The following is a 20,204-nucleotide window of genomic DNA, read 5'->3' as shown; positions in this document are numbered from 1 at the left end:
TATTAAGCAAGCTTTTATTTCAACGGGATTATATTACCGGCGGATTTATTCCAACCGGAAATATCGCTCAGGCCGCCCGTGACAACGGCTGTAGCCCGATTAAATAATGAGAAAGCCTGCCCGGTTCCGGCAGGCTTTAAGAATCATCCTCCCGCTCTTTTCATGCAATCCGCACGACGACCGTCTACCCGCTTAGCAAACCACGCGGTAGTCAGCTTGCGGGTAATCTTCGGACTTTCCAGCGTGATGCCCGGTAGCATTTCCCGTGGTTGTCTTTTTCCGGTGGTTTTATCCGCCAGCGCGAAGACCTGCTTGTAGAGCCGGGTCTCTTCAAACTCCAGTTGTTCGCCCTTCTCCAGTGCCTTACGGATGGCCGAATTGCTGATGTCCAGACGTTTGCTCAGTGTGCGTACCGCCAGCTCTGTGCCGCCCGGTTTATCAGTGCCGTAGTTAATCAGGTCACCGTCCAGTGCCAGCGGAATGCCGGACACTTTACTTACCGCACTCTGGAATGCGGCGTTGCGGCTGGCATACCAGCCAGCATTAAAGTCGGCAAAGCGGTATAACGGCTGAGTGTAATTCGCCGGATACCCCAGCAGATGTTTGACGCCAAAATACACGCCGCCGCGGCGGCTAAACACTTCATTGCGGATTGAATCCTCAACTTTATACGGATAGCCTTTGGCGTTTTGCTCGGCAAACGCAATGCTGACCTGCATCGGCCCGCCGGTATGCACCGGATTCAGATTGCCGAACAGCTTCTGCCCCATCGGCACCATATCAATGAAATCATCAAAAATCGCACTCAGCTGTTTCTCGGTTTTTACGTTATCCAGCCGCTCGCTGTAGGATTTGCCGTTCGGGGATTTCAGCAACAACGCGGTGTGCACCAAGAAATTGGGCACATGAACCGCATCGGCGCGCCGGTCAATCTCTTTCCACGCAATTTTGCTTAATCCCGGCACCGGTGCGTCGGCGTTGAAATTGGATTCCTGCTGCGCCACCGCCAGCACAGAACAGATATTTTCGGTGGTTGCCGGAATGTTCTGCGTAGTCAAAGCGGCGGTAATATCGGTCGCCCAACCTTTTCTGTCGGGGGCTGATGTCGGCATCAGCCGCACGATATCCGCTTTCACGTCATGCGGATTTTGCACCGGCGTTGCGCTTTTTTTCGTCGAGGTACACCCCGCGAGGATCATCATGGCCAGCACCGGCGCAAACTGTTTTATCGAAAATGACTTATGCTTCAAAGTGATACATTCCCTGAATAAATGACTCTGAGAGTGACGTTAGCGAAGATAGCTATGCTGATCTAGCAAAAAATTATCTTTATGCGTTAAGGTTAAGGCTCTGATGATGGAGATAAAGGAACAAGGAAATGATGCACTCAGCGCCCCGCTTACAGACCTCACACCGCGTATTTTTGCTCCCTTTTATGATGTTGCTGATGATTGTTGTCCTCAGCGGCTGCGGTGATAAAGAACCCGCACAACGCAAAGCCTTTATAGATTTTCTTCAGTCGCGGATCCTCGATAAACCCGTGCTGGCCGTCCCGCAACTGACCGAAGCGCAGAAAAAAGATTTTGGCGATTACACTAAAGATTACGCGATTATCACCGGTTTTCATCATCAGATGAATATCGAACTGGATTCTTCGCTGGTGCCGGTTTTTGCCGGTATGAACGGCGTAAACAGCGTCAGTAACCTGCTTGAGCAGCGCGATGATCTGAAGAAAATGGCTGACAGCAGTGAACGATGGAAAGAGAAAATCGTGCTGCTGAAAACCCAGGCCGATACGCAGCATGCAGCGCTGAAACAGCCGGAAGACCTGAAGAAGGTTTACGATCAGGTGTATGAGAAAACCATCGTTAAACCGTCAGCCATCACTGAGCAGGTGTTTGATTTATTGCCGCAGGTGCTGAACCTGATTGTAGCGAAGGCCGACTTCATCAAAAGTCAGGGCAAAAACGTCACCATCACCGGCAACCGTCTGCAATTCGCCAACCAGAAACAACTGGATAAATACAACGCCATCCAGCAACAACTGGTTCCGCTGAATGCGCAACTGATGCAACTCAGCCGTCAGATGCAGCAAATGGTGCGTTAATCCACCAGACAAAGACCCGCCCGCCGTAAGACGGTTTTTTCATTGCGGTGCTTTTGTTATGGTGTGCGGCAATTAAATAAGGAGACACCTATGAATGACGAGACCCTGAACAAACGTGTTGACCAGCTTGAGCGCGTAAACCGTGAGCTGCTGGTGCAGATTTCCGCCATGCGTCTGCTGTTTGGCAGCGTGGGGAATGTGCTGAATGCCAGCCAGGAAAATGCGTTCACCCTCGCGGTCAATCAGGCGCTGGAAGCCAACCGTGCAGATGTCGCCAATCAGGCTGATCTGGATGATGCCTCACGCAAATTCCGCGAAGATGTCTTCAAATGCACTGAATCCCTGCTGCCGGGTTCACGCTAAGTCAAAGCTCAGGCGCGATGCCTGAGCCTTTTCTCATCCTTCTGGCTGACCGTTTAGCCTCATCCAATCTACAAATTCACCACGCAGTTACGCCCTTTATTTTTGGCCTGATACAGCGCTTTATCCGCAGTTTTCAATGCCCCGTCAATATTGGCTTTTCCGGGATAGAACAGGGTAACGCCGAGTGAAATCGTGACCTGACCGGCCCCCTCAAACTGCTGCATTTCAACCTGCTTGCGCAAACGCTCGGCCAGCCCGGTGGCCTGCGTCAGTGACGCGCCGGGCAGCAGCAGTAAAAATTCCTCGCCACCCATGCGACACAGCAGATCGCCTTCCCGCGAATTACTCAGAATATGGCGCGCCAGTTGAGTGATCACCCTATCGCCCACGTCATGTCCGAAAGTGTCGTTTACTTTTTTGAAGTGATCGATATCGAGGGTGATGACTGCAACGCGCGACGATTCCTTTAGCTGTTTATCCACCGCCTCATAAAAACCGCGCCGGTTCAGCAGCCCGGTCATCGGGTCGGTATGGGCTTCGGTACTCAGTTGTTCGATACGCTGATGCAACAACCGGATCCCCTGCAACATCACCGTTTTCAGCTTCGATGCTTCGTAATACCAGGCATTGATCTGCTGAATTTCCTCGGAGACATCATGTGAGTCCATGGTGTCAGCCTTTGAGGCAAGCTGTCGCAGCGGCCGCGAAATATAGCGCGTCAGCAGCCAGATGCAGATGAACACCAGAATGACGATCGGCAACGTGTAGATCAAAACCTGCATCATTACGTGATACAGCAGCATCACATCGGCTTTCGCCGGATGCAGCACCAGCACCGTCCAGCCCGCCACCTCCACCGTAGAGAAACCCGCCAGAGACTCTTCGCCTTGCAGGTTTTCCATACGCAAAAAACCCTGCTCCCGTCCGCCCAAAAGTGCCTTGTTCACATGCCCCTGTGGCGCGCTTTCACTCCAGCCTGACGCGTCGCGATACAACACGTCGCCTTCACGGTCGATAACATAGATATAGGCGTCTTTACGGTAATTGCGGGCATTAATCAGCGTATCCACAATGCTGCCTTTGCTCAGGTCAATTTCGGTGGCCAGATACCCGAGATAGCCGCCACGCGCATTACGGATGGGTGAGGAAAGCACAATGATGTGATTATTCTGTGGAGTGAGAAAGGGGGAACTGAGCACTGGATTTTGCGTTTTCAACGCAGCGGTATTGGCATCAGACACCAGTTTTAAACCGACCATCGCCGCAGAGTTTCGTGAAGCCGCACGCACGACGCCGGTGGTATCCACCACCAGCACCGAGCTGAAGCGCTTACTTTGCAACTGCAAACGATCGGCTTCTTCAGTCAGTGCATCAACATTGTTAAACCGCTCGCCGAGTAAATCGGCGCTATAGGCCACCTGCTTGTTTGCGGCATTGAAAAACAAATCAGCCGTCAGCGACAGTCGTGTGGCGAACGACTGACTCGCCCTGAGGGAGGATTCGGTAAGGAGCTTCTTCTCTACCTGAAAAATTGCCAGATAACTGCTGAGCAAGGTGACAAGCGTACTCACCAGTGCAAGAAGCAATATCAGTCTCTTAAGATTAAATGCAAACCGCCGCTGCTGATCCATTCTCTGTCCGTTGAGCTAATGACCCTGAATATTACAGAGGATAGCAGTATGTCCGGCAAGGGTTTTGATATGTCTCAGTCAGGGCAGTTTTGCTTACGATTAACACGGGCGCTTTAGTAGCATTTTTTCCGGATCAGAGCTTGCGTATTAACTTCTGTAAACGCGCCTTCTGCCAGCGCTCCACTGATCCGCGAAAAACAAAAATGCGTAACCCCCGCAACAACACAATGCCGCCCCAGATACACAGGGGCCAGACGAACCAGACTGAATCCGGCGAGGTGTAATGGTTTATCGCGAACAGACCGGCGTTGATCACCGCCCACAACAGAACGGAACGATAAAAACTGCTTTCTTCCGCTACCTGATATCTGGCTTTTTCTATCTGGTCGTCAAGCGCCTGCCCTGAAGCACTGCCCGTTTTCGCATCGTTTTCTGTCAGTTCAGAAACCTTGATATCAAAGGCTGCTGCGATAGCGCCGAGGGTTTCTAGGCTGGCCTGCTCACCATTTTCGATACGCTGCACCGTGCGCACGCTCAGTGAGGAAAGTTCTGCCAGTTGTTCCTGAGACCATGCACGGGAAATGCGAAGTTGCCTGATTTTGCTCTGATTCATAATTTTTACCTGTAGAGTGAATGTTGAACACCCAATCAGCATGCAACGCAGGATCGGAAATCAACACGACAGCAACCTGACACGGACACGACAGCAAACTGACAGTATTAAAAATCAGAAGGTTAGCCGGTAAAATTTACTGTCTACCGCCATCAGCGGGAAGGCTGGCGGCAGATCCGGCACCGTGACTTCCTTAAAACCGTTCTTTTCATAAAAGCGATGCGCCGCCAGAAACTTGTCTGTCGTGCCGAGAAAAATATCTTTCACATTTTTCTCCCGGGCATGATGCAGCAACGTGTTGAGTAACAATGTGGCCACGCCGTACTCCCTGCCACGAAAAGGCGCGCTGACAAACATTTTGCGCAGTGCTGTCTGCGCATTGCCGATATCTTTCAGTCCCAGCGTGCCCACGACTTTCCCTTCATAGCGGGCAACCCAGAAATCCCCGGCGCCGCGCTGATAAAATTGCGGAATGTCATGCAGATCAGGCTGCTGTTCTTCGGTGATGACAATGCCAAATTCCTGATTCTGGATCGGTAAAATCACATCCACCACACCGCGCTGATCGGCGGCAGAAAAGCGTTCAATTAAGACAGAATGACTCATCACACACTCCCTTAGTTAACAACAGATTTAATGAGGACATAGCAGCGCCAGCTCGGGATTTTCAGGGAAAACCCGTTCACTGAGAAAATCAATAAACACCCGCAACTTCGGCGTCATATAACCGCCGGAGGGCCATAAAATGTAAAAATCACCGCTGCGCTTCACGTAATCATCCAGCACGGTCACCAGTTGCCCGCCCGCCAGCTCCTTGCGGATACTGAAATCAGGCAGACAGGCGATGCCCAGCCCCTGCAGGGCAAAACATTGGCGCGTTTCAATATTATTGCAAACCATCGATACCGGCAGCGATAAATCCTGATATTCCGGCAGCGGCCATGGTTCGAGCTTTCCGCTATTAGGAAAGCGAAAATGCAGACAACGGTGTTCAACCAGTTCCTGCGGCTTCGCAGGTGTACCATACTGTTCAAAATAATCCGGCGCGCCGACCAGTAAATGATGAAAAGTACCCAGCTTGCGCATCGACAATCGCGAATCAGCCAGTTGGCCGGTGCGCACCACGGCATCAAACCCCTCTTCCACCACATCAACGATGCGGTCGGTGAAATCCAGATCCAGCCCGATATCAGGATAACGACGCATAAACTCGCCCAGCACCGGCAAGAGTAGCGTGCTGACCTGAGGCAAACTCAGCCGCAACCTGCCGCGCGGACTTTCCGCCAGTTGCGACAGCTCGCTTTCTGCCGCCTCGAGTTCCGCCACGATGCGCCGGCAGCGTTCGAGGAACAGCGTCCCTTCGACGGTCAGCGTCACGCTGCGGGTGCTGCGGTGAAACAGCCGCACATTCAGCCTGGTCTCCATGCGCGCAATGCTTTTACCCACCGCCGACGCCGATACGCCTAAAATTCGCCCGGCTGCCACAAAACTGCGGGTTTCTGCCACCTGTACAAAGGTATTCAGGCTACTGAGATTTTCCATTACTGCCCCCGATTACGGACATCATCGTCCGTATATTATGGAAACCTACCCTACTTTTTCCTCACTGAGGAGATCTCTATCGTGATTTAACACTTTCTGAAGCTGAGATATCCCATGAATTCCACTGCGTTGAAATCCCGACTTGATTGCGTTATCGCTCAGGCTATTCAGTCACAAAGACTGATCGGTGCCGTTGTCATGGTCGCCCTTCACGGCGAGGTGGTTTACCACCAGGCTGCCGGTTTTGCCGACCGGGAAAGCCACCAACCGATGACTGAAAATACGCTTTTCCGTCTGGCATCGGTCAGCAAGCCGATTGTGTCCACCGTGGCAATGGCACTGATCACCCAGGGGAAGCTGGCGCTGGATGACGATATTCAGACAGGGTTGCCGCAGTTTCGCCCTACCCTGCCAGACGGACAACCGGCACGCATCACGGTACGGCAGTTATTAAGTCATACCGCCGGGCTGAGTTACCGCTTTTTTGAGCCGGACGAAAACGGCCCCTATGCCCGCGCAGGGGTTTCTGACGGAATGGACAGCAGCAGCATTTCGCTGGCGGAAAATCTGCGACGTTTATCGGATGTGCCTTTGCTGTATACACCGGGCACGTCGTGGGGGTATTCGCTGGCCGTGGATGTGCTGGGCGCAGTGCTGGAACAGGTCTGCAAACAACCGCTCGCTGAAGTGGTAAAAACGCAACTGACCGACCCGCTGAGCATGCATGACACCGGTTTCTTCGCACATGACCCGGCGCGGCTGGCTACGCCGTATGTCAGTGATGTGCCACAGCCCCATCGTCTGCGTGAAGGCGAAAAAGTCGCCGCTTTCGACAATACCGTGGGAATTGAATACTCACCTTCGCGCGCACTCGATGCTCAGGCTTATCCTTCCGGCGGCGCGGGTATGGTCAGCAGCGCGGCTGACGTACTGAAGATGCTGGAAATGTTGCGTCTTGGCGGCGCTCCGTTGATCTCGTCCGCGCTGGTCGATGAAATGGGACGGGATCAAACTCGCGGAGCCGAACTGCCGGAATCCCCGGGTCTGGGCTTTGGCTTAGGTTTTTCGGTATTACGTGACCCGCAGGCTGCCGCTTCACCGGAATCAACCGGCACGTGGCGCTGGGGCGGGGCTTACGGTCATTCCTGGTTCGTTGACCGTACCGCCGGACTGAGCGTCGTTGCCTTGACCAATACCCTGTATGAAGGCATGTCAGGTGCGTTCGTCACTGAACTGCGCGATGCGGTGTATGGAGCGCAGTCATGAATTCCATTGCCTTGAAATCTCCCCTGCCACTTTCAGCTTTACTGGCGATGGCACTGACCGGCTTTATCGCCATCATGACCGAAACCTTGCCCGCCGGATTGCTACCTCAAATTGCAGCGGATCTTAATGTGTCACCGGCGATGGCCGGGCAACTGGTGACGCTGTATGCCGCCGGTTCGCTGATGGCCGTCATCCCGCTGGCGGCACTGACACGGGGCTGGAACCGCCGCACTGCATTGCTGACGGCAATCTTTGGCTTTCTGATTTTTAATACCCTCACCACCTTCTCGACGAATTATGTCCTGACGCTCTTCGCCCGCTGGGTGGCCGGCGCGGCGGCAGGGCTGGCGTGGGGGTTACTGGCCGGTTATGCACGGCGGATGGTCCCGGTGCATCAGCAAGGGCGTGCGTTGTCGGTGGCGATGGTCGGCACACCTCTGGCGCTATCTGTCGGCGTTCCGCTGGGCACCTGGATGGGTTCCGCGCTCGGATGGCGCATGGCATTCGGCGTGATGTCCGCCATCACGTTGCTGCTGATTGTCTGGGTGGTGAAAAAAGTACCGGACTATCCGGGGCAGGCCGCAGGGGAACGCCAGCCTTTAAGACAGGTAATGATGATGCCCGGCGTGCGCAGTATTCTGATGGTGATCCTGCTGTGGATGCTGGCGCACAACCTGCTTTATACCTACATCGTGCCGTTCCTGCGCCTGTCCGGGCTTGATGCACGGGCCGATCAGATATTGCTGGTTTTCGGCCTCGGCGCGCTGGCAGGCATTGGTATCACCGGCATGCTGGTGGATAAACATTTGCGGCGCACCCTGCTGGTCAGCCTGATAGCCTTTGCCCTGCTATCACTCGTGCTGGCGCTGAGCCGCTTTTCGCCGCTGACCGTGACATTGTGTGTCGCGCTGTGGGGGTTGACGTTTGGTGGTGCAGCAACCTTGCTGCAAACGGCGATTGCTGACGCTACCGGTGAACATGCCGATATGGCGCAATCGATGGTGGTCGTGGCGTGGAATCTGGCGATTGCCAGTGGCGGGGTAACCGGTGGGATCCTGCTGGAAACCGCGGGCATTGCAGTCTTTCCGTGGGCCATGCAGTTGCTTATCGTCGCCGGGCTGATTATTGCCGTTTGCGCCCGCAAGAACGGTTTCCGCCCGGGAGCCCGTCATGAAGAAATAGCACTAATGCCGGAGGAGCAGAAACGGGATCAAAGTTTCGAATCAGGGGAAAAGGTATAATCTCTAAACCTTTCCGGAACCAGAATGCTGAAGCCGCTCCCGATGCGGCTTATTCTCGCAAAGTAAAAATCAGGCAATTCAGAATCAATGGGAATCATGGAAGTACGCAATAAAGCCGTTATACTTTTGTCAGTTATTGCCATCGCAGCCTTACTGTTGATGGCGTTTGAATGGCTCACCGATCAGACCGTTCCTGAACTGAAAGAACATGTTGTCCACTATGTTGATCAGCACATGGCGCACTCAATGTCCGGATTGCAGGAGGAGAAATGGTAACCAAACGGATGATGACCAAGCACTGGAAAATGGTCGTAGTACTGCTGTGTATCTGTGGCGCACTGATGCTGTTACGCTGGGCGGCGATGATCTGGGGGTAAAGTATTGCAAATTACCCCGCTTAAAACTGCTTAAATAAGCATCATTCCAGTCAGAGGGTTGAAACCTTCCGCTACGCGAGCCAGAATATCCTGAGTGATTTTTAAGAGCCCGTTCTCCCGTTTATGAAAATACTAAAACCTCGTCGTCCGCATGGGCGATGGACTTATTACATCATGCATGAAGACATTCTGTGGCCCTGCCCGGTTCGCTGGGAGTGGGAGAATGGCTACGGTGGCTGGCTGCCTTTTTATTACTCACCGACGCTGGAATTTGTGGCTGGCGATCCGGACAAAGCCACCAAAGTGGCGGGCAACAAGGCCCGCACGCTACATAAACTCGTCAGAATTCATGAGCACGAATGCTGATTTTCGTCTTCAGGTATGCGTTACGCGCTTTCGATTAATCCGCTGGCACGTAACACCCGACGCTTCACCGCATCCGGTAAAACGGCATTCATTCCCCCGACACATCCCAGACTGAACCAGTGACGCGCACGGGTAATGCCGGTGTAAATCAGCTCGCGCGTGAGGATCGGACTGAGATTCTCCGGCAGCAGCAGCGCGGTATGGGTAAATTCGGATCCCTGTGATTTGTGCACCGTCATGGCAAATACGGTTTCCACCGCCTGCAAACGCCCCGGCATCACCCAGCGGATATCCTGCGTACCGTCTCCGGCCAGAAACGCCACTCGCAGGGTCGGCACCACAGTACCATCGGCAAGACGATGCGGGATCTCCAGCGTGATGCCGATATCGCCGTTCATCAGACGCTGGCTGTAATCATTGCGGGTCACCAGCACCGGACGCCCCGGATACCAGCCGATCGACGCCTTAAGCAACCCTTCCTTTCGCAAGATGTCGGCGATGCGCTGATTCAGTTCTTCCACACCCCAGCGCCCGCCACGTAAGGCGCACAGCAGCTGGAACTGGCTGTAGGCCAGAAGCACTCTGGCCGCCCAGCGGTTGAAGGCTTCCGGCGGTTCATTGTCTGCCGGTCGCGCCTGGATCATCACGTTGAGATAATGTTGATAGCCGACCGGAGGTTCTACGCCTTCGCGTCTGGCCGCCGCCGGGAACTGCTTCGTGCCGCCCTTCACCACCCAGTCGCGCAGTTCAGCATCATCGTCAGTGCTCAATGTCAGTTGCGCCAGGTCAGCGTATCCATGTTTCCAGACCTGTTTCAGCGCTTTCACATCCCCGTCATTTACTGCTTCCGCTAACTGACCAATGCCGCTTTGTGCATCAAAACGGTAACTGTGGCGCAGCATCACTACAGCCTGATCCATCGCCGTACCCTGGGGATCAACCAGCGAATCCGGGACCTGTTCGCCGGTCACGCTTTGCAACCAGTCGCGGGTATGCGGCAGATAATGGCCGCCGTTGGCGCGCTGACATAACTCGCTCAGTAATGCCCCCGCCTCCACCGACGCCAGTTGATCTTTATCGCCGAGCAGGATCAGACGCGCCTGTTCCGGGAGTGCCGCCAGCAACGCGGCCATCATTTCCAGATCGACCATTGACGCTTCATCAACCACCAGCACATCCAGCATCAGCGGGTTGCCCGGATGATGGCGAAAATGCCGCGTATCCGGGCGGCTGCCGAGCAGACGGTGCAGTGTCACCACATCGGTGTTGATACTTTCTCGCACCGCATTACCGTTGCCGAGCGCACTGAGATCCAGCTTCGATACCGCACCGGCAATTGATTCATTGAGTCTTGCTGCCGCCTTGCCGGTCGGCGCGGCCAGTCTGATGCGCAGTGGCTGACCATTTTCCTCCAGCGCCAGCGTCTGTAACAACGCCAGCAGACGCACCACCGTGGTGGTTTTACCGGTGCCCGGCCCGCCGGTAATAATGCTGAACGCACTGCCCGCCGCCAGCGCGCAGGCCAGTTTCTGCCAGTTGGCGATATCAGATTTCGCATCCGCCGGGAATAACGCCGTCAGCGGCGCACGCAAAGATTCCACCGGCAAAGTGTGCAGCGCACTGCGCGCCAGACGTTGTTCAATTGCCGCCCGCACATTCTGTTCGTACTGCCAGTAACGGCGCAGATACAGGCGCTGGCCGGTCAGCACCAGCGGCGAATTACCTTCGTGGTGTCCGACCAGTGTCGGGTGCACCAGCGCCGCCAGCCATTCCTGCAAACTCAGGTCGTCGAGCACGGCCGCCGGACGGATCACCGCGCCGTCAGCGTGATCGCCTTCCGGTGGCAGCGAGAGTGAGAATGCGCTGTCATCAAGCGTGGCCTGCAAATCCAGACACACATGACCGCGCCCTAACTGATAGCTGGTCAGTGCGGTCGCCAGCAACAATAACGGATGCGCGTCCGGCGCTTCTTTTGCCAGAAACGTCACCAGTGCGCGATCGAGTTCGCGCAGCCAGCCACATTCCACCCAGCTCGCGAGCAGTTGTGCGATATCTTCACGGCTGTTGATTTTCATGCGTGTTCCTCCGTGCCGCTGAACAGAGCGTCGAGTTGTTCCATTAATGCTTTGTCCGGCCGCTGAACGCAGACGCCGTTACCCGGCGCGTGGCTGCCGCGCAGGAATAAATACACCGCGCCGCCGATATGCCGGTCGTAGTCATAATCCGGTATGCGGGATTTCAGCAGACGATGCAGCGCAAACAGATACAGCGAGAACTGCAAATCGTAGCGGTGCTCGCGCATTGACTGCGTCATATTTTCCTGGTCATAACCGCTGGCATCGTCTCCGAGCCAGTTGGATTTATAATCCAGCACGTAGTAACGCCCGTCATGTTCAAACACCAGATCGATAAAGCCTTTCAGCATGCCGTTGAGATCTTCCGCCAGCAGCGGCGCACGCTCCGCGCCCTCAAGCGTGTATTGCTGAACCAGCTTGTCGAGGCGAACAGTTGAGACCTTTGTCAGCGAGAACCAGAACTCCATTTCAACCTGATAAGGCGGCAGTTCCGCCAGCGTGAAGGTTTCACCGTCCGGCAGGGCTAACGGCTGCGTCAGTAACGCGGTCAGCCAGCCGGAAAGCGGTACGATCCACTTTTCCCAGCCGCGCGTATTACAACGCCGCGCGACCTGATCGGCGATTTTCGCCGGATCCTTCGCCAGTGCCGCAAACCCTTCGTCGCCCGCCCATTCCAGCAAACCGTGCAGGAAATTACCCGGCGCAGGACCGCGCGGAAACGCATACAAATTCTCACCGGTCATCGGTTGCAAAAGCCCGGGCACCGGCTCTTTGTCTTCCACAAATACTTTCTGATCTTCTAAATAGCTGTCCTGCGCTGCGCTTTCGATCTCACCACGAGGCTCCCGGTTCAGGGTCTCCGGCACCATGTAGGTGCCTGCCGGTGCAATTTGCAGGCCGGAGAAACTCGACACCCACCAGCGCGGCCCTTTATGCGTTCGCAGCGGAGGACGCGGCCCGAGTTCCGGCAGCAACTGCTCACTGCGATAGATTGCGCCGTCCGTAACAGGCAGCGGCCAGGCGCGAATAGTGTCTGTCTCCAGTGCCTGCAAACTGGCGGGCAGCGCATCCGCATCGATCGCGTCGCCGCCGTGGAACAGATAGCCGGAGGCGCTCTTTTCGAACTCTTTCAGCGGAGCCATGCCCAGCCACAGCGCGTAACGCGAGCGGGTCATCGCGACGTAGAACTTACGCAGGTCTTCCCCCAGACGCTCGCGATCGGCCTGCGCCAGTTGTTCATCCGTCGCGCTCAGCGCCACTTCCAGTTCACCTTCCGCCGTGTGCCATTTCAGCGGTGAGTCCTGTTTTTTCACCGCGCGGAAAGCACAGGCGAAAGGCAGGAATACCAGCGGATATTCCAGCCCTTTGGACTTATGCACCGTGACCACTTTCACCAGTTCTGCATCGCTTTCGAGACGCAGTTTGCGCGCATCGCCCCCCTGATGTTCATCCTGACACTGTTCCGCCAGATAGCGGATCAGCGCGTGCTCGCCGTCGAGCTGAACGCTGGCCTGTTGCAGCAGTTCAGAAAGATGCAGCAGGTCGGTCAGCGCACGTTCGTCACCACGGCCGAGCAGACGGCGCGGCACGTCGAATTCCCACATCAGACGGCGCAGCATCGGCAGAATGCCCTGTTTGCGCCAGCAGGTACGCAGCGCCTGAAACTGCTGAACGTAGCGCTCCCACTCGCTTTCATCCTGATTGAGCCGGTCCAGCGCTTCCCAGCTCAGGTTCAGCGAAGGTGTCGCGAGGGCCGCGCGCAGTAACCGGTCGTTTTCCGGCGCAGCACAAGCCGCCAGCCAGTATTGCAATTCGCCCGCCTGCGCACTTTCAAAAATCGATTCTTTATCGGAAAGATACACACTGCGCACGCCGCGTTTCGACAGCGCAACGCGCACTGCGGTCGCTTCCCGCCCGGTGTTCACCAGCACCGCGATATCGCCGGGCATTACTGGCTTCAGCGTTTCGCCGGGCAGGCCAAAACCGGCAGAACCTTGCTGGCCGAGGCGCAGCAGGCGAACAATTTCCGTGGCGCAGCCGTCGGCCATCATCTGGACATACTGGTTTTTCGGCAATACTTCCGCCTGATTCTCCGGATACCACAGCGTCAGCGCAGCGGCTTCGGCATCATCAATTACCAGCGTATCGGCGCGTCCTTTGGCTTCTACCGGCAGGAACGGCACCTGATTTTCAGCGCCGCGCCGGAACAGGAACGCGCCCTCGCCGGACTTGCGATTTTCGGCCAGTTCAAACACCTGATTCACTGACGCCACCATCGCACGGGTAGAACGGAAGTTGGTCGCCAGCGTGTAGTGGCGGCCACCGGTATCACGACGGGCGCGCAGATAAGTATAAATATCGGCACCACGGAAGGCGTAAATCGCCTGTTTCGGGTCGCCGATCAGGATCAGCCCCTGCTCCGGCGCATTTTCCGCCACGCGGTAAACGGCGTCGAAAATGCGGTATTGCAGCGGATCGGTATCCTGAAATTCGTCGATCATCGCCACCGGGAATTGCGTACGGATGATCTCCGCCAGTCGTGCGCCGTTGTCGCTGCTGAGCGCAGCGTCCAGACGGGTCAGCAAATCGTTGAAACCCATTTGCGCGCGCTTTTGCTGCTCGAGGTCAAAACGATTTTTTATCCAGCGGCAGGCATGTTGCAGTAAACCGCTGCGGGCATCCGGCAAACTTTCCAGCCGGGTTTTCAGGGTTTCCATTGCCGAAATGGCCGGATGGACGGGCGCAACGCCCTGCTTCCAGCCTTCGTCTAGGCCTGCCGGTGTCAGGCGGGTCCAGCCGGTTTTGAGATCCGGGATTATTTCGTCGCTGGTCGCCCAGGCGTGGAGTTTATCCAGCCACGGATTGAAATATCGCGCCTGAATTTTCCCATTCACCGCTTTCGCCGCTACAGCGCCTTCGAGCATTGTGCGCAGTTCCTGCGTCCATTGCGGCCAGTCTTGTTTCAGCGCAGCCAGTTCCGCCGCTTTCAGGTTATTCACCGTTTCACATACTTCGGCAGGCGTCTGATCTGAGCCTAACTCTCCGGCATATTCCAGCAGCGGCATCACGCTGCGGTGTAAGTCTTCCGGTGAGCGCCACCAGCCGCGCAACATACGGATTTCCTGCTCACCGAGCGGGAAATAGAAACTGCGCCAGTAATCGCGCACCACGTTCATCAGCAGTTCGGTCTGGTCGGTTTCCAGCGTCTGGGTAAACAGGCTGTCGCTGTCGAATGCGTGCTCGCCAAGCATGCGGTTACACCAGCCGTGAATAGTGGAAACGGCAGATTCATCCATCCATTCCGCCGCCAGTTGCAGCTTGCGGGCACAGCCCGGCCATTGCTCAGGCGTATATTCCGCACGCAAATTTTGCAAAAATTCGTCGCTGTCATTTTCCGCGTCAGGATTTCCTAAAAAATACCCCGCCGCTTGCGATAAACGCGCACGTATGCGATCGCGCAGTTCTTTGGTTGCCGCATCGGTAAAGGTCACCACCAGAATTTCCGGCGGCGTCAGCGGGCGGCTGAAGGCGTTATCGCCGCCGTGCCCGAGCACCAGCCGCACATACAGCGCGGCGATGGTGAAAGTTTTGCCGGTACCCGCGCTGGCTTCAATCAGGCGGCTTCCCGTCAGCGGAAAGTTCAGCACATTCAATGCTGATGGCAGACGTTGTTCCGTCATTCCTTGTCTCCTTTCTTACTGCGGGAAAGATAATTGATCAGCGGTGCCAGTAGCACATCGGCCAGCCGGGCAAATTCACCGTCAGACCAGAGTGCGGCAAAGTCCGGCCACGCGCGGGCCAGGTACGCATTGCTGTCACGCTCACCAAATTTCATGTTGGCCGGATCGTGATTTTCGTAGCTGTCGCGGGCGGCAAGCCAGGCATCGCTGTCCGTTGCGCTGTGCGCCGTGCCCTCTTTTTTCAGCCAGACAAAGGCGGTTTTTACCGCCAGCGACAACGGCCGCAACTGCCCGATTTTCCACGTTTCAATCAGCGTGTCCCACAGTTCGCGCGCATAAGCGATCTCCAGCGGCGGTAATTCGGCGGTGCCGTTTTTGCTGACGATAAAGGTGTGCATTGGCTGTCCGTCAAGATGCCCCGCAAGATGCGCAACCCAGTAAGGCAGCAGCCGGTCAAAGCGGTAAGCGCGATCTTTTATGATGCCGGTACTTTCCAGCACCACGCGGGCACGGCCGCCCGCAGCATTTGCCCGCAGTTCGCTCAGCCAGTCGGAGAACATCACACCACCGGTTTTATCTTCCAGCGCCTCATTCGCCAGCGGCTGAGGCCATGCATCGAGAACCTGCTGATAGCTGGCAAACAAGGTATCCATCGGTTCGGCCAGATCGTCACTCAGCACCGCAGCAAATTCGCCCGGTGCCAGCTCGCCGCGTCGTTCAATACGTTCGAGTTGCTGACGTAAAACGTCCTGACGCGAAACGCCCGCTTCCAGCGCCCATTTTTGCGCGCGGATCAGCTCATCCTGCAACCGCCAGTTTTCCAGCGCATTGATGTCGAACGGCTCCTGATCTTCGCTGCCCGGATCTTCCAGCTCAAAGTAGATATTCAGCCGCTGGCGGAAGAAACTGCGCACCGGATCCGACAGGAAATCCGACAACTGACGCAGCGTCAGTGCGCTTTCCTGTTCCACCGGTTGCAGCGGTTGCGCTGCCACGGCAGCGGCTTCCGCTTCCAGCCCGGCGCGCCATTCGTGCGCATAACTGAACAGCGGGCTGCCCTGACTGAAATAGTCGCGGTTGAACGGTTGCAGACGATGTTCGGTGGTCAGGGCGTGCAGTAAATCTTCGCCACTTTGTGCTTTCCAGCCTGCCGCCAGATGGTCGCGCAACTGCGCCACCAGCACCGAAGGCGGGCGCTCGGTGTTGTCATGAATGCTGCGCCCCACCCAGCTAATGTGTAAGCGTTCACGCGCAGAAAGCAGGGCTTCGAGGAACAGATAACGGTCATCTTCACGGCGTGAACGGTCGCCCGGGCGGTAATCGCGCCCCATGAGGTCGAAATCCATCGGCACGCGGTTACGCGGATAATCACCGTCGTTCATCCCCAGCAGATGCACGTGGCGGAAAGGAATGGCACGCATCGGCATCAGCGTGGCGAACGTCACCGCGCCGCCGAAAAACGGCTGGGTCAGACCCGACTGGTCGAACTGCGCCAGCCAGTGATCGCGAACCACCGACAGCGGCAGTTCGGCCTGTAAATCTACGCTTTCACAGGCTTCGAGCCAGATTTCCAGCTCACCGTGCAGACGCACTAAAATAAAGCCATCTTCACCGTCATCCTCGCTAAAGTATTGAGAAAGGATATGACGCAGACGCCTGCCCCACTCCTGCGGAGGCGCAGGTTCACGTAGCTGACGCCAGGTGTCATCCAGGCAGTTCAGCAGATGTGACAGCGGGCCAATCAGTGCCGCATCCAGCCCGCCGATTTCATCCAGCGGCTCGATGTTTTTCCAGGCTTCGCCGCTGCCCACCGCATAGCCCAGCAACATGCGTTGCAGACCAAAGAACCAGCTGTTTTGCTCCGGTGATAACGGCAGTTCGAGGCTCTGGCGCTGCTCGGCATGCAGCCCCCAGCGCACGTTGGCGGCTCTGATCCAGCGGTGCAGCAGCGGCAGTTGTTCTTCTTCAATCCCGAAACGCTGACGCACCGACGGCACATCGAGTAAATCCAGCAAATCACTGACCGCAAAACGCGACTGTGGCAGTTCCAGCAAACTTTCCAGCGCACCGAGTAACGGATTATTCTGGCGCGGTCCCTGATCGGCAACGGTGAACGGGATATAACGCGGATCACTGCGCTCCATCAGGCCAAACACCGCCTGAATGTGCGGCGCATAACCGTTGATATCCGGCACCATCACGATAATGTCGCGCGCTTTCAGCGTCGGATCTGCGGCGAGCGCCGCCAGCAGGCGGTCATGCAGCACTTCCACTTCGCGCTGGGCGCTGTGGGTAATAAAGAAACGCAGGGAATCGTCATGCTGAACGTCAGCGGCAGGCCATTCATCGATGGTTTCAGCCAGCGGGCGCAGCTGCAAAATGTCTTCCTGCAACTGATGCAACAGGGTATCGGTGCCGTTTGAGGTAAAGAGGTCGATGCGCGGGATCACCGGCGCCAGTTGCGCCGCATAGGATTCGTGGTTGTCGTATTCATTCAGCAGACCGATATAGTCACGCCCCTGCTTGCCCCATGCCGCCAGCAACGGATGCGCATGCTGATGGAGCTCATCTTCGGCAATGACCTGCGGCATGCCCGGCTTACGCAACTGACGTATCCGCTCTGCGCGCAGCAAATCTTTATCAGCAATGATATCGCTCCAGTCGTGCTCGCACGGGTTATGCACACACATAAAGATGTGTGTCCAGCGTCCCAGCACGGCCAGCACTTCAAGGGATTGTTGCGGTAACGAGGAGATGCCAAAAACCACCAGCCGCGCCGGTAAACCGGCCGGGCGCTGGTCTTCAGGAATAGTTTGCGCATAGTGCAGGAAACGCTGATGCAGCGCCGCACGGCTGGTGTTGCGCTCGTTTTCAGGTACATCCGCCAGCAGCGCGCGCCACAGTTGCGGCTGCCACAGCAGGGTTTCCGGCAAGGGCTCGCTGCCTTTACGGCTGGTGCGCAGAACGTCCAGACCGTTGCCCCAGTCTTCCAGCCAGTCAGCACGGTAAACCTGATACTGATCGAATAAATCCGCCAGACGCTGCGCCAGCTGATGCAATTTACGCATATCGCCGTCATCTATTAAGAAACGGGCCAGCGGCGCAAAAACGGGTTCGGCAAGCAGTTCGGGTAACAGGCGGATCAGGCGCCAGGGCAGCAGCGGACGGTCAAAAGCCGACGATTCCGGCACCTGTTCTTTGCCGAGCACCGCGCGGTACACCTGCCAGAAAAAACGTGCCGGAAGTTTGATATCCAGCGCCGCCGCAATTCCGCAGCCACCGTCGGTCACATCACGCGCCAGCGCCAGTTTCAGCCACTGGTTGATGCCGTTGCTCTGCACCAGAATCACTTCATTTTCCAGCGGCGACAGCGGATGCGCTGCCATCCACGAGACCAGCACGTCCCTCAGCGTTTCTGAGTGATTTCCGTGTAATACCATCAAACCTGAATTCACGCCCGCATCCCTTTTTTCGCCTGTCAGGGTTGAGATTTTGCGTTGATTTGGAAAGGATTGAAAGGACAGAAAAGAAAAGAGGCAGGGCTTGCGGCCTGCCTCGTAGCAAAATGTAACGCGCTGAAAATTACCCGCGCGTTTTACGAGCTTCTTTCCAGAGATATTTTAGGATCACTGAATGCTGTAGCGCTCAAGCCAGTGCGCGTAAGGCGCAGGCAGAACCCATGAAGGATTGTCCTCGCCCAGTTCTTTCGCCAGCGCATACGGATAATGCGGGTTGGCGAGCATGGCGCGGCCAATCATCACCAGATCCATATCTTGTTCGCTGATACAACGTTCGGCCACGTCTGCCGACGCAACGCCCCATGAACTCGCCACCGGCAAGCCGGCTTCAGCACGCACGCGGCGCGACACTGGTGCCAGGAAACCGGCTCCCCATGGGATCTGTGCTTCCCAGGTCGAGAAACCGACGCTGACGTTGAGCATATCCAGCCCTTTCTCACGCAGAATACGGGTCAGTTCGATAGATTCCGCCAGCGTTTCTTCATCGCGGCCATCGTATTCGATCACGCCAAAACGCGCGGTAATCGGCAGGTTTTTCGGCCAGACGGCGTTAACGGCGTCGAAAGTTTCAATCAGGAAACGGCTGCGACCGGCAAAATCACCGCCGTATTCGTCGGTGCGGGTGTTGGAATGCACGGAGAAGAAGCTTTGCGCCAGATAGCCGTGGGCAAAATGCAGCTCCAGCCATTCAAAACCGGCATCGCGGGCACGTTTCGCGGCAGCGACAAAATCGGCCATCACACGCTGGATATCGGCTTTGGTCATTTCTTTCGGCACTTTCGGCAGGTGTTTGCCGAATGCGACTGCGGATGGCGCAATGGTTGCCCAGCCACGCGGATCGCCTTCAGCAATATGATCGTCCCCTTCCCAGGGCAGATTGGCGCTGGCTTTACGGCCTGCGTGACCGATCTGGATCCCCGGTACTGCGCCTGCGGCTTTGATGGCTTTGGCAATCTTCGCCAGTTCAGCAGCCTGTTCATCGTTCCAGATCCCGAGACATCCCGGGGTGATACGCCCTTCCGGCGAAACCGCCGTCGCTTCGACAATCACCAGGCTCGCGCCGCCGCGTGCCAGCGTGGCGTAATGCACCTGATGCCAGTCATTCGGCACGCCATCAGTGGCGGAATACTGGCACATAGGCGGAACGGCAATGCGGTTTTTTAAGGTGACGTCTTTCAACGTAAACGGCGTAAATAGTGCAGACATAAAATTTCCTCGGTGGATTGGCGCATTGAGCACACAGAGTGCTGCCAAAGAGCTATAAGCAGAAGTGTAGAAATATTATAGTGCGTATCAATTTTCGTTATAACTCAATCGGTGCCCCGCCGCCCGTCAGTGGCTGAGACAACAACTGGCGCAGGTCTGTAGCGGGCAGTAATATCCGATTTCTGAAACGTCGATAAAATCCTCTTAAAAGGGTCGTAC

General features: G+C 56.2%; 16 protein-coding genes. 7 read left to right on the top strand and 9 right to left on the bottom strand.

Going from position 1 to position 20,204, the window contains the following annotated elements; genetic code table 11:
- Positions 1-143: 143 nt before the first annotated feature.
- Positions 144-1,202, bottom strand: coding sequence for a DUF1615 domain-containing protein (locus HGO41_RS00575; RefSeq protein WP_250980716.1), 1,059 nt, complete (start codon positions 1,200-1,202; stop codon positions 144-146).
- Between the two features lie 176 nt (positions 1,203-1,378).
- On the opposite strand from HGO41_RS00575, the gene HGO41_RS00570 reads away from it, so the two are divergent.
- Entirely contained in the window at positions 1,379-2,107 is a 729-nt protein-coding gene (locus HGO41_RS00570) for a DUF3053 domain-containing protein (RefSeq protein ID WP_119261334.1), read from the top strand.
- A 90-nt stretch (positions 2,108-2,197) separates the two neighbouring features.
- Positions 2,198-2,470: a hypothetical protein gene (locus tag HGO41_RS00565; RefSeq protein WP_015689466.1), complete on the top strand. Its 273-nt coding sequence runs from the start codon at positions 2,198-2,200 to the stop codon at positions 2,468-2,470.
- A gap of 68 nt (positions 2,471-2,538) precedes the next feature.
- On the opposite strand, the gene HGO41_RS00560 is transcribed toward HGO41_RS00565, so the two are convergent.
- The 4 genes from HGO41_RS00560 to HGO41_RS00545 all read right to left on the bottom strand — a co-directional run bounded on the left by HGO41_RS00560 (position 2,539) and on the right by HGO41_RS00545 (position 6,256).
- A complete protein-coding gene (locus tag HGO41_RS00560; RefSeq protein WP_013574333.1) occupies positions 2,539-4,101 on the bottom strand; it encodes a sensor domain-containing diguanylate cyclase in 1,563 nt (520 codons plus the stop codon).
- A 133-nt stretch (positions 4,102-4,234) separates the two neighbouring features.
- Complete coding sequence (locus tag HGO41_RS00555; protein ID WP_112151302.1) at positions 4,235-4,714, bottom strand: 2TM domain-containing protein; 480 nt, start codon at positions 4,712-4,714, stop codon at positions 4,235-4,237.
- 114 nt (positions 4,715-4,828) lie between these two features.
- The gene (locus tag HGO41_RS00550) at positions 4,829-5,320 is read right to left on the bottom strand and encodes a GNAT family N-acetyltransferase (RefSeq protein WP_013574331.1); all 492 of its coding nucleotides are present in this window, start codon (positions 5,318-5,320) and stop codon (positions 4,829-4,831) included.
- A gap of 27 nt (positions 5,321-5,347) precedes the next feature.
- Positions 5,348-6,256 (bottom strand): LysR family transcriptional regulator, encoded by a 909-nt coding sequence (locus tag HGO41_RS00545; RefSeq protein ID WP_013574330.1) that lies wholly within the window; start codon positions 6,254-6,256, stop codon positions 5,348-5,350.
- A 114-nt stretch (positions 6,257-6,370) separates the two neighbouring features.
- Between HGO41_RS00545 and HGO41_RS00540 the strand changes: the two genes are divergently transcribed.
- The 5 genes from HGO41_RS00540 (at position 6,371) to HGO41_RS00520 (ending at position 9,506) form a co-directional block, all read left to right on the top strand.
- A complete protein-coding gene (locus HGO41_RS00540; RefSeq protein WP_037036440.1) occupies positions 6,371-7,522 on the top strand; it encodes a serine hydrolase domain-containing protein in 1,152 nt (383 codons plus the stop codon).
- On the top strand, positions 7,519-8,763 hold the full coding sequence (locus HGO41_RS00535; RefSeq protein WP_112151303.1) for an MFS transporter: 1,245 nt from the start codon (positions 7,519-7,521) through the stop codon (positions 8,761-8,763). Before HGO41_RS00540 ends, HGO41_RS00535 begins: the two co-directional genes overlap by 4 nt.
- Positions 8,764-8,859: 96 nt before the next feature.
- Positions 8,860-9,039 (top strand): hypothetical protein, encoded by a 180-nt coding sequence (locus HGO41_RS00530; RefSeq protein WP_223509705.1) that lies wholly within the window; start codon positions 8,860-8,862, stop codon positions 9,037-9,039.
- Entirely contained in the window at positions 9,033-9,140 is a 108-nt protein-coding gene (gene yniD / locus HGO41_RS00525) for a small membrane protein YniD (RefSeq protein WP_013574326.1), read from the top strand. Before HGO41_RS00530 ends, yniD begins: the two co-directional genes overlap by 7 nt.
- Before the next feature lie 174 nt (positions 9,141-9,314).
- Positions 9,315-9,506, top strand: coding sequence for a hypothetical protein (locus HGO41_RS00520; RefSeq protein WP_013574325.1), 192 nt, complete (start codon positions 9,315-9,317; stop codon positions 9,504-9,506).
- Positions 9,507-9,526: 20 nt separating this feature from the next.
- Here the strand turns inward: HGO41_RS00520 and recD are convergent, their stop codons facing one another.
- From recD to HGO41_RS00500, 4 genes are all read right to left on the bottom strand, one after another.
- Entirely contained in the window at positions 9,527-11,581 is a 2,055-nt protein-coding gene (gene recD / locus HGO41_RS00515) for an exodeoxyribonuclease V subunit alpha (protein WP_112197203.1), read from the bottom strand.
- Entirely contained in the window at positions 11,578-15,261 is a 3,684-nt protein-coding gene (gene recB, locus HGO41_RS00510; protein WP_250980678.1) for an exodeoxyribonuclease V subunit beta, read from the bottom strand. The genes recD and recB overlap by 4 nt, the downstream gene beginning before the upstream one ends.
- A complete protein-coding gene (recC, locus tag HGO41_RS00505; protein ID WP_250980677.1) occupies positions 15,258-18,716 on the bottom strand; it encodes an exodeoxyribonuclease V subunit gamma in 3,459 nt (1,152 codons plus the stop codon). Before recC ends, recB begins: the two co-directional genes overlap by 4 nt.
- Positions 18,717-18,887: 171 nt before the next feature.
- On the bottom strand, positions 18,888-19,985 hold the full coding sequence (locus tag HGO41_RS00500) for an NADH:flavin oxidoreductase/NADH oxidase (RefSeq protein WP_121019592.1): 1,098 nt from the start codon (positions 19,983-19,985) through the stop codon (positions 18,888-18,890).
- Between the last annotated feature and the right edge of the window lie 219 nt (positions 19,986-20,204).

Origin of the sequence: Rahnella sp. CG8, assembly GCF_023701875.1 — a bacterium.
GTDB classification, from domain to species: domain Bacteria; phylum Pseudomonadota; class Gammaproteobacteria; order Enterobacterales; family Enterobacteriaceae; genus Rahnella; species Rahnella aceris.
The sequence above is the reverse complement of the archived record's forward strand: the minus strand, read 5'-3'. Positions and strand labels throughout refer to the sequence as shown.